Source organism: Povalibacter sp. (assembly GCF_036735925.1).
In the GTDB taxonomy this organism is placed as follows: domain Bacteria; phylum Pseudomonadota; class Gammaproteobacteria; order Steroidobacterales; family Steroidobacteraceae; genus Steroidobacter.
The window spans coordinates 1-9,268 of sequence record NZ_DAINNK010000035.1; the positions used below are offsets into that span (position 1 = coordinate 1).

9 protein-coding genes are annotated in these 9,268 nt (G+C 61.8%); 7 read left to right on the plus strand and 2 right to left on the minus strand.

Features of this window, described 5'->3' with window-relative positions; all coding sequences use genetic code 11:
• Positions 1 to 150: 150 nt before the first annotated feature.
• Positions 151 to 1,296 carry a ribonuclease D gene (rnd, locus tag V7D81_RS12070; RefSeq protein ID WP_324316776.1) on the minus strand — a complete coding sequence of 382 codons (1,146 nt, stop codon included), beginning with the start codon at positions 1,294 to 1,296 and terminating at the stop codon, positions 151 to 153.
• 28 nt (positions 1,297 to 1,324) lie between these two features.
• On the opposite strand from rnd, the gene V7D81_RS12075 reads away from it, so the two are divergent.
• The 3 genes from V7D81_RS12075 to V7D81_RS12085 are packed head-to-tail and all read left to right on the plus strand — an operon-like array spanning position 1,325 to position 3,908.
• Positions 1,325 to 1,840 carry a hypothetical protein gene (locus tag V7D81_RS12075; RefSeq protein WP_324316777.1) on the plus strand — a complete coding sequence of 172 codons (516 nt, stop codon included), beginning with the start codon at positions 1,325 to 1,327 and terminating at the stop codon, positions 1,838 to 1,840.
• 29 nt (positions 1,841 to 1,869) lie between these two features.
• A complete protein-coding gene (gene mpl / locus V7D81_RS12080) occupies positions 1,870 to 3,261 on the plus strand; it encodes a UDP-N-acetylmuramate:L-alanyl-gamma-D-glutamyl-meso-diaminopimelate ligase (RefSeq protein WP_324316778.1) in 1,392 nt (463 codons plus the stop codon).
• Positions 3,261 to 3,908: an LON peptidase substrate-binding domain-containing protein gene (locus V7D81_RS12085; protein ID WP_324316779.1), complete on the plus strand. Its 648-nt coding sequence runs from the start codon at positions 3,261 to 3,263 to the stop codon at positions 3,906 to 3,908. Before mpl ends, V7D81_RS12085 begins: the two co-directional genes overlap by 1 nt.
• A gap of 24 nt (positions 3,909 to 3,932) precedes the next feature.
• Here the strand turns inward: V7D81_RS12085 and V7D81_RS12090 are convergent, their stop codons facing one another.
• Positions 3,933 to 4,838 (minus strand): CPBP family intramembrane glutamic endopeptidase, encoded by a 906-nt coding sequence (locus V7D81_RS12090; RefSeq protein WP_324316780.1) that lies wholly within the window; start codon positions 4,836 to 4,838, stop codon positions 3,933 to 3,935.
• A gap of 64 nt (positions 4,839 to 4,902) precedes the next feature.
• Here V7D81_RS12090 and V7D81_RS12095 point away from each other — a divergent pair, with 64 nt between their 5' ends.
• The 4 genes from V7D81_RS12095 to V7D81_RS12110 all read left to right on the plus strand — a co-directional run.
• A complete protein-coding gene (locus tag V7D81_RS12095; protein ID WP_324316781.1) occupies positions 4,903 to 5,394 on the plus strand; it encodes a hypothetical protein in 492 nt (163 codons plus the stop codon).
• Positions 5,395 to 5,458: 64 nt separating this feature from the next.
• On the plus strand, positions 5,459 to 6,370 hold the full coding sequence (locus V7D81_RS12100; RefSeq protein ID WP_324316782.1) for a galactosyltransferase-related protein: 912 nt from the start codon (positions 5,459 to 5,461) through the stop codon (positions 6,368 to 6,370).
• 185 nt (positions 6,371 to 6,555) lie between these two features.
• Entirely contained in the window at positions 6,556 to 8,445 is a 1,890-nt protein-coding gene (locus V7D81_RS12105) for a capsule assembly Wzi family protein (RefSeq protein ID WP_324316783.1), read from the plus strand.
• A 17-nt stretch (positions 8,446 to 8,462) separates the two neighbouring features.
• On the plus strand, positions 8,463 to 9,268 hold an 806-nt coding region (locus V7D81_RS12110; RefSeq protein WP_324316784.1), incomplete at its 3' end, for a glycosyltransferase family 2 protein.

A 9,268-nucleotide genomic window follows, 5' to 3' on the forward strand; every position in this document is an offset into this window, starting at 1 on the left:
TCGCAAGGTGGCGCGGCCGGCGAAGAAGAAAGTGGCGCGTCGCAAGAAGTAGATCGTCCCGGCTTCCTTCTTCCTGTGGGGCCGGCTTCAGCCGGCCTGCTAAGGAGTCAGGCTGAAGCCTGACCTACAGCCTGACCTACAGGAAGAACCTCACTCCGCCGCCATCGCGGCATTTGCCGCGATCAGCTTTTCCCCGATCACCTCGCGACGCCAGCCGGTCGTCATGTGATCCGAGCGTCCCGAGAAGACGATCTGTTCGACATCGCGTCGCGTTGCCAGCAGTTCCGGCGCGACGTCGAGCCGCTGGGCTTCGCTGCGTACCAATGCCAGCAGCTTGGTCGCGCGTGCGACCAGGGCCGGATCGGGACGGACCGGAACCACCGCAGGCGCTTCCGACGCGGCGTTCGCGCGACCCTGCTTGACGAGATCGACGATCTCCTCGCTGCGCTTGCGCAGGAAATTCGCAGACAGTCCTTCGACGGTATCGAGTTCGACGCGGCTCGTCGGCATGCGCTCGGCGATGGCCCGCACGGATTCGTCCGCGAGGATCCAGCCGCGCGGCTTGTCCTTGCGCATCGCACGCGCTTCGCGCCATTGGGCGATGAGTTTGATCGTGGCGCGCTGGTCGGGCCGCAGTCGTTCGAGTCCTTTCAGTCGACGCCACGCGTCGGCGGGCTCCATGCGATACAGGGTTGGATCTTCCATTTCCCTGGCTTCTTCGTCCTGCCATTCCATCCGTCCGCGCTCCGACAGCGCAGCCTGCAGGTTCAGATACAGGGGAACGAGGTAGCGCACGTCGTCGGCGGCGTATTCGAGTTGCTCGGCCGACAGCGGGCGACGACTCCAGTCGGTGCGCGTGTGGGCCTTCGGCAGGGAATGTCCGAGGCGTTCCGAAATCAACGTCGCATAGCCGACTTGTGCCGGCGAACCCAGCAGCGCCGCGGCGACCTGGGTATCGAAGATCGGCCCGGGCACCGCTGCGGATGTCGTCGGCGCATCGGTCGATACCGGCGTCATGGCCTGGGTCAGAACTTCCAGATCCTGCCGTCCCGAATGCAGCACCTTGAGACGGGCGCGATCGTTGAGGAATGTCCAGAGCGGTTGCAGGTCCATCCCGGCGAGCGGATCGATGATCACGCAGGCATCGGTCGTGGCTGCCTGGATCAGGCAAAGACTGGCGTAGTAGGTCCGTTCACGCATGAACTCCGTATCCAGTGCGACGAAGTTGCTGCCCGACAGCATTTCGAGGGCCGCGGCCAGTTGTCCGTCGGTGGTGATCAGGAGTGCTGGCGGCATGGCGTGTACAATCGGCGCTGAAAATCCCATGTGGAAATTATTGCAAACCTTCATCGACATTGCGCTGTGGCGCAAGGGTCCGCAGGATCTGCCGGCGTCGCGCTTCCTGTTGCTGCTGGTGCTCGGCATCTATGTGGCCGCGAGTTTCGTCCAGGTGCAATTGCTGGACCTGCGGCTGAGCACGGCATTCGTCATCGTCGGCGTCGATGTGACCATGATGATGCTGTGGCTCTGGCTCGTGCTGGCTTTTTTCGGGCGCAGCCAGCGATTCATCCAGACGCTGACGGCGATGTTCGGCGTCGGCGCATTGCTGGCGGCGATCGACATCGTGGTCGCGGCCGTGCAGCTCGCTGCCGGCGTCGCTTCCGGCGAGCCGTCGACCCTCTGGCTGTCGCTGCGTTTCCTGGCCATCGCGCTCATCATGGGACGCATCTTCATGCACGCGCTCGATCGCGGCCTGCTGACAGGAATGGCGCTGACGGTTGCCATCATCTATTCGACCGGCGCGGTGGCGCAGGCGATCGTCAGTCGGCTGCACGGCTAGACGTCACGCACTCATCACAGTAGCGACACATGCACGTTCACATTCTCGGCATCTGCGGCACGTTCATGGGAGGCATTGCGGCGCTGGCGCGTGCCGCCGGTCACAAGGTGACGGGATCGGACCAGAACGTCTATCCGCCGATGTCGGATCAGCTTTCGGCACTGGGCATTGAGCTGATCCAGGGCTACGACCCCGCGCAGTTGTCGCTCAAGCCCGATGTGGTCGTGGTCGGCAATGTGATGAGCCGCGGCAATGCGCTGATCGAAGCGCTGCTCGAAAGCGGTATTCCCTACACGTCGGGTCCGGAGTGGCTGTCGCGTCATCTGCTCGCCGATCGCTGGACGCTGGCGGTCGCCGGCACGCACGGCAAGACGACGACTTCGAGCATTCTGGCGTGGATTCTCGAATACGCCGGACTGAATCCGGGATTCCTCATCGGCGGCGTGCCGGGCAATTTCAACGTGACCGCGCGCGCGGGCGGCGGCAAGTACTTCGTCGTCGAAGCGGATGAGTACGACACCGCTTTCTTCGACAAGCGCGCGAAGTTCGTGCACTACCGCCCGCGCACGGCCATCCTCAACAATCTCGAACACGACCACGCCGACATCTATCCGGACGTCGCTTCGATCCAATGGCAATTCCACCAGCTGCTGCGCATGGTGCCGCGCAATGGACTCGTCGTGGCCAACGCCGGCGATGCGAACGTCATGCATGTCATCGACATGGGATGCTGGACGCCGGTCGAACGCTTTGCGAGCGGCGTACAGGGCGATGCTGCGTGGTACGTGGCCGTCGAGCCCGGCGGCGATTACTCGTCGTTCGCCATCATGGAAGGCGATCGCAGGATGGCGGAAGTGCGCTGGTCGCTGCTCGGACGCCACAATGCGGAAAACGCGCTGGCCGCCGTGCTCGCCGCGCGTCACACCGGTGTCGAACTGCAGACGGCAGTTGCGGCGCTGAGCGAATTCAAAGGTGTCCGGCGACGCATGGAAATCCGCGGCGTGGTGAATGGCATCGCCGTCTACGATGACTTCGCACACCATCCCACCGCGATTGCCACCACCATCGATGGCCTGCGTCGGCGCATCGGCAAGGCACGGCTGTTTGCAGTGCTCGAGCCGCGTTCCAACACCATGAAGCTCGGTTCGCATCAGGAGGCGATTGCAGGATCGCTTGCCGGCGCGGATCGCGTCTGGCTGTACCAGGGACCTGCGGTCAAATGGGACGTCGCCGGTGCGGTTGCGAGTCTCGGCGAGCGCGCGAGCGTGTCGCACGACATCGCCGCGCTGGTGGCCGAACTGAGCGATGCTGCGCGCAACGGCGATCACGTGCTGATCATGTCGAACGGCGGCTTCGAAGGCATTCACGACAAGCTTCTGGCCAGCCTGCGCGAGCGCGGCGACCAGACCGACCGCTCCTGATGAAGAAGGGCGCCACGGAATCCGCGGCACCGCCGCCTGCTGCGGGAGAGGAATGCATTCCTCTCTTCCCGCTCAACGCGGTGCTGTTCCCTGAAGGGCCGCTCAAGCTGCGCATTTTCGAAGCGCGCTATGTCGACATGATCGGCCGGTGCATGCGCGAAGGCACCCCGTTCGGAATCGCGATGATCGTCGAGGGTGTGGAGGCAGGGGGCGATGCGCAAACCGTGACCGTGGGTACGTCGGCGCGCATCGTGGATTTCGAGAAACTGCAGGACGGCCTGCTCGGCATCACCGCGCTCGGCGAACGATCGTTCGCCATCCGTTCCGTATCGCGCCAGCCGGATGGACTCAATGTCGCCACGATCGAATGGCTGTCGCCCGAGCCGCAGCTGCCCGTGCCGGCCGAATGCGCTTACCTCGTACGCCTGTTGCAGCATGCGCTGCCGCAGCTGGCGCCCGTCTACGATTTCACGCCGATCCGCTACGACGATGCCGCCTGGGTCGGCTCGCGCATCGTCGAGATCCTGCCGCTACCGTTGCCGGAGAAGCAGGAGTGCCTGGAGATGCGCGATCCCCTGCAGCGCCTGGAGCACCTGCGACAGCGTGTGCGGGTCGAAGCGGTCGAACAGGAAGAAGACCTGCAGTAGCCCGTTCTTCTTGTAGGTCAGGCTTCAGCCTGACTTCCTGAGACCAACGGCAACCGACCCCGCATTGCGCGCAGCAAGCCAGTACGCGCCCGCCATCACGCCCATCCACGCGACGGTTCCCCATCCGATCACGTTGTCGTACGAACCCACCAGCCAGCGCGCATTGCTGTCCGGATTGAACTGGGTGATGGTCTCATCCAAATAGAGCAGGCAGACCCAGGCGGCATGCATGCCGATGCACAGTGCTATGGCTCCGCTGCGCGCGCGCGCAATCGCCAGCAGCACACCTACGGCGAACAGCGCGAGAAACGAATCCAGGATCCGCAGCGGATCGTTGTACGCGAGGAACATGCGGCTGAGAACGGTGAAGCCGCTGTCCCATTCGATTTCATCGCGCGGTACACGCAGGCGTCCGTCCAGAAAATGCACCGATGCATACAGCAGGCTGGGCAGCACGATTGCCAGCAGACGTCCGGACTCGCGTTCGATTGCGGTGAACAGATAGCCGCGAAAGAAAAGTTCTTCGATGAATGAGACGACCAGACCCGTCAGCAATCCCTTCAGGAGCACTTTCGCCATCCGGCCCGCGGTGACGTCCGCCGTCGGATCGGCGGTGCGCACGTCGAGCCAATGCAGCGACAGCAGCAGCGGAGCGATGATCACCGCGCCGAGCAGCAGCCCGGTCCCGATCTGTTTCCAGAACGTCCGGCGCGGCAGTCCGAATCCCGCCGACTGTTTGTCCGTCAATCGCCAGCGGCGCACCAGCCAGACCATGCCGACGATGGCGGCGAGCATCGCGAGCCGATGCAGGATGCGATGAATGGGCTGATCGTCGAGCAGTCCGATCAGGACCCACGCGGGGTAGGCCAGCGCGGCAGCAGCGAGCAGGGAGACGGCGAACAACAGCAGGATCGAGCCAAACGAACGCATCGGTCAGAAAACCCTTTCGAAAGTGAGCCGCGCCGACGCATCGGCGCAGCGTTTCTCGACAGACATGCCCGATATCCATCATCAGGCCGTCGGCACATTGAGGTCGAATACCGGCGAGCATTGCGGCTCGATCGTTCCATTCGACAGGAGAACAAACATCATGGATGAAGCAAGAGCGCTGTCTATCGTGTCGGCACTGGCCAATGGCGTCAATCCGGCGACTGGCGAGGTCTTTCCTGCCGACAGCCCGTATCAGAGTGCGGACGTGGTTCGCGCGCTGTTTCTGGCTGTGCGTCTGATGGAGGCTGGCCGGTCGAAGAGCCGCGCGCGCCCCGCCGCTCCGTGCAACGCCGGCAAGCCGTGGACTGCCGAGGAGGACGAGAAGTTGTTGCGCGAGTTCGATCAAGGTGTCGCCGTTGCGCAGTTGGCGCAGGCGCATGGACGGACCACAGGTGGAATCGAGACGCGGCTGGAGAAGCATGGGAGATTGCAGGTGGGAGCGGGCGGGGCGCGTAGGCGGTGGCGCTCGGGATCGACCGAACCGATCGCCAGATGAAAGTGGATGGTCTGTTCGCCAGACCGCTAGACTCCGCCGCAACAGCGGATGCGGGACAATTTCATTGGCGATCGAGTATCCATTTGATCCGGCAAGGCTCGCGCGCAGGTGGTGGCTCAGGCGATGGTGGCCGAGTCGACGCCTGGGTGCCGATCCCGAGCGGCACGTATTGATCGACGGTCGATATGCGCCGGTGAGCATTGCCAACTGGAAGCTCATTGCGCCGGTAGCGCGTGGGCTGATCGCTCATCGAAAAGCCATCCCGCTGACATTTTCGCATGACCAACGGCTGACGATCGTCATTCCATTTCGCGAGCGGCGGGCGCACCTCGAACGGCTTCTGCCGGTGCTGCAGGCGACGTTGCAGGAACAGCGGTTGAACTATCGCATTCTGGTCATGGAGCAGCAGAACGAAGGTTTGTTCAATCGAGGAAAGCTGATCAACGCCGGAATTCATTTCGCCCGCGAGAGGACGGACTACTACTGCCTGCATGACGTCGACGCAGTGCCCGTGACGACGAATTACCTATGTCCCTCGCAACCGCTGCGCCTGGTAAGCCGGATTGCAGGCGAGGAGGGAGAATCGAATCGCGCAGACCATTATTTTTCCGGTGCTGTCTCCATCCGCAAGGAGCAGGTGTTCGCGGCGAATGGCTATTCCAACGAATACTGGGGATGGGGCAAGGAAGACGATGATTTCTTTTTCCGCTTGTTGATGGCGGGTTTTTTTTGTTACGCCGATCTAAAGGGCGAATATCAGGATTTGCCCAACCCTGCCGCCCAGCAGGTACGTCCGGATCGCGCAGCTGTGCGCCGGCAGATCGGTCGCAACCGGCGTCGGCGCACACGCCTCTTGCGAGGGCTCGAAAGCCCCGCTCACGATGGGCTGAATACACTCGAGTACGAAGTCGTCGGAATCGTCGAAGAATCCAGCCATGAAAAAGTGACCGTCAGGTGGCGGTCCAGTCCGTATTGATCCGGCGGCCCGGAGACATCGTGTGCCGTCAGCCGGCATAATCGGACAATAAGCACGAAACTTCTGGAATCTCGATGAACGATCCGCATGGACGATCTCTCCCGATATGGTCGCGCGCCGCTGCGGCATGTTTCCTGATCTGCATTGCCTCATCGGCAGGTTGGGCGAGAGGCGCGAGTCCCTACTTGCCGCTCAATCTGTCTGCGGACATTGAAAGAAAGATCGAACGCGTCCTGATACTTGCGGGCAAGCCCGTCATGACCCGACCGATTGCGGCAGGAACCGTGCTCGACGCACTTCCCATGGCCTGCCAGAAAGATCGGGCGCTCTGCACGGAAGTCCAGAATTATCTGCGCGGCTACATGCGCAAATGGGCGGTTACGAGCGCAAAGCCCGAGGTGGCATTGACCGATGGAGATTCCCAGGTCCCCATTCCCAATCGTCACGGCCTGCCGATCGACTCTGCGTGGCAAGTCAGCGCCAGCGGTTACGTGCAACTGGGTGACTACTTGATCGTCAACGCCGGAGGCATCGCTTATGACGGCGAGGCGACCCCCACGGGCTCCTTCGTGAGCGCAGGCTTCGACTTCGCGCAACTCGACATCGGCTATCGCGATCACTGGTGGTCGCCGCTCACCGACAGCAGTTCCCTGATCAGCAGTGAAGCGCCGACGATGCCTTCGGTCACGATCTCCAACTACAGGCCGCTGACACCTCTCGGTATCAGCTACGAAATCTTCGCGGCGAAGATGTCGCGCCAGGACGGCATCCTGTACGGAGAAACGACGACTTCAGGGAGTCCGCGCCTCGCGGGTCTTCATCTGGCAATCGAACCGGTGACAGGCTACGCCGTGGCTTTCAATCGCGAGTCCCAATATGGCGGCGGCGCGCGCAGCAGCGGCAACGAATGGAGCGATTTCTGGGATGCCCTGATCGAGAATCAAAACGCGCTGGGTGCGGGACTGGAAGCGAGCAATCGGGTGGCATCGCTCACGAGCAGCATCCTATTCCCGGGACGAATTCCGCTCGCTGTGTATGCGGAATACGCTGGCGAGGACAATGCCTATGCGGGCAACAAACTTCTCGGCGCGACGAACTTCTCGCTGGGTCTGGACTTTCCAGTCCTCTGGAAAAACTTCGACCTGACGTATGAATTGTCGGATTGGCAGAACGACTGGTATGTCCACTACCTCTACCCCGAAGGATTGACCAACAAGGACCTGGTGATCGGCCACTGGATGGGGGATGAACGCCAGTTTGGCGATGCCATCGGCGGCTGGAGCCAGATGGTTCGTCTGGGGTGGCGCCGCGGATCCAATCAGTACTGGCAGGCGACCTACCGTACGCTCAAGAACGATGCTGACTGGCGTCGCGCACCGCGACCTGACGTGTCCTATGAACAGATGCACATGTTCAGCGTCAGCCTTGCGACGTCGCTGTTCGGCAAGCCGGTCACTGCGGAGCTGCATGCCGGGCAGGATGTTTTCGGGGATTCGTTCGCACGTCTTGCGGCCTCGGTGGATTTCGTTGATTTTCGCGGAGGCCCGATTGCCCCCTACGACGAGGATCGGGGGACGACCGATCCGGGCGTCGAACTCTTCGTCGACGTTGGAGCAGGCGGCGCTCAAGTAGAGAAGATTCTCGATTCGACGATTCCGAACTTCAAAGAGGATTGGGAATCGACGCCGCACATCGGCATCGGTATCCGTCGCCCGGTGTCGCAACGGAGCGATCTGGGGGCGAGAGTCGAGCTCGATCGCGTCGATGGTTACCAGCTGATGTCCTTCCGCGCGCTGGACTATCGATTTCGCTGGGGGCGAAAACTGGCGCTTGGCGCATTCTTCGGCGTGGGGCGTTATGACATCGAACTGCCAGCGTATGGTTACTACTGGGGTGCAGGCATCCAGTATCGGGATGTTTTTCCCAAGTGGGACGTCGGCGTGGATCTGCGCCAGTTCTACAAGATGGGGCGCGACAAGACCTTGCTGCCCAACGAGCCGCCTATCTCTCCTGATCGCACCCGCATGTTCTTTGACGTCGACATCATTGGCCTCAACGTGAGTCGGCGTTTCTAGCGAGTGCCGCGTTCGTCATGGCCGGGCCGCTGATATCCATCGCGCTCTGTACCTATAACGGTGAGCGATTTCTACGCGAGCAGATGGATTCATTGCTTGGACAGACCTACGCCAACCTCGAGATCGTCTGTGTCGATGACTGTTCGTCCGACGGGACGCTAGGGATTCTGCGCGAGTACGAGTCGCGTGATCGCCGGATCAGCGTACACCGCAATTCTTCGAATCTCGGTTTCCGAAAGAACTTCGAAGTTGCAATGTCGCTTTGTCGCGGCGATCTGATTGCACCGTGCGATCAGGACGATATCTGGCATGCGGAGAAGCTGGAACTGCTGCAGCAGGTCATCGGCAATCGTGCGATGGTCTATTGCGACTCGGACATCATCGATGAACACGGATGTTCGCAGAATCGGCCAATGTCGAGTCGCTGCAATATGGTCAGCACCAACGATGTCGTGGTGTTCGTCGCAGCGAATTGCGTTGCCGGCCATGCCATGCTGTTCCGGCGCGAACTGCTGGCCCGCGCCTTTCCTGTCCCCGACTGCTTCTACTACGACTGGTGGCTCGCGGCCATTGCGGCAACTCGAGGCGGTGTCGTGTACCTCGATCGCATGCTGGTGAAGTACAGACTTCACGATACCAACGTGACCAACGTGTTGCGTGAGCAGCCGGCGAAACGGCGACGCGGGCGGCGTGAGGCTCGGCTATTCGATTTCAGGCTTCGTCTGGATGAGTTGGTGAGCCTGGAAGAGGGGAGGAATTCTTTCCTCGTCCGGATGCGTGATCTGTGGCGGGCGCGGGAAGATCAGTGGTTTTCGTTTGCGCT

Coding starts and splice junctions, on each gene's coding strand:
- V7D81_RS12085 (WP_324316779.1), top strand. CDS start 3,261: ATGAAGAAGGGCGCCACGGAATCCGCGGCACCGCCGCCTGCTGCGGGA.
- V7D81_RS12090 (WP_324316780.1), bottom strand. CDS start 4,838: ATGCGTTCGTTTGGCTCGATCCTGCTGTTGTTCGCCGTCTCCCTGCTC.
- rnd (WP_324316776.1), bottom strand. CDS start 1,296: ATGCCGCCAGCACTCCTGATCACCACCGACGGACAACTGGCCGCGGCC.
- mpl (WP_324316778.1), top strand. CDS start 1,870: ATGCACGTTCACATTCTCGGCATCTGCGGCACGTTCATGGGAGGCATT.
- V7D81_RS12095 (WP_324316781.1), top strand. CDS start 4,903: ATGCCCGATATCCATCATCAGGCCGTCGGCACATTGAGGTCGAATACC.
- V7D81_RS12075 (WP_324316777.1), top strand. CDS start 1,325: ATGTGGAAATTATTGCAAACCTTCATCGACATTGCGCTGTGGCGCAAG.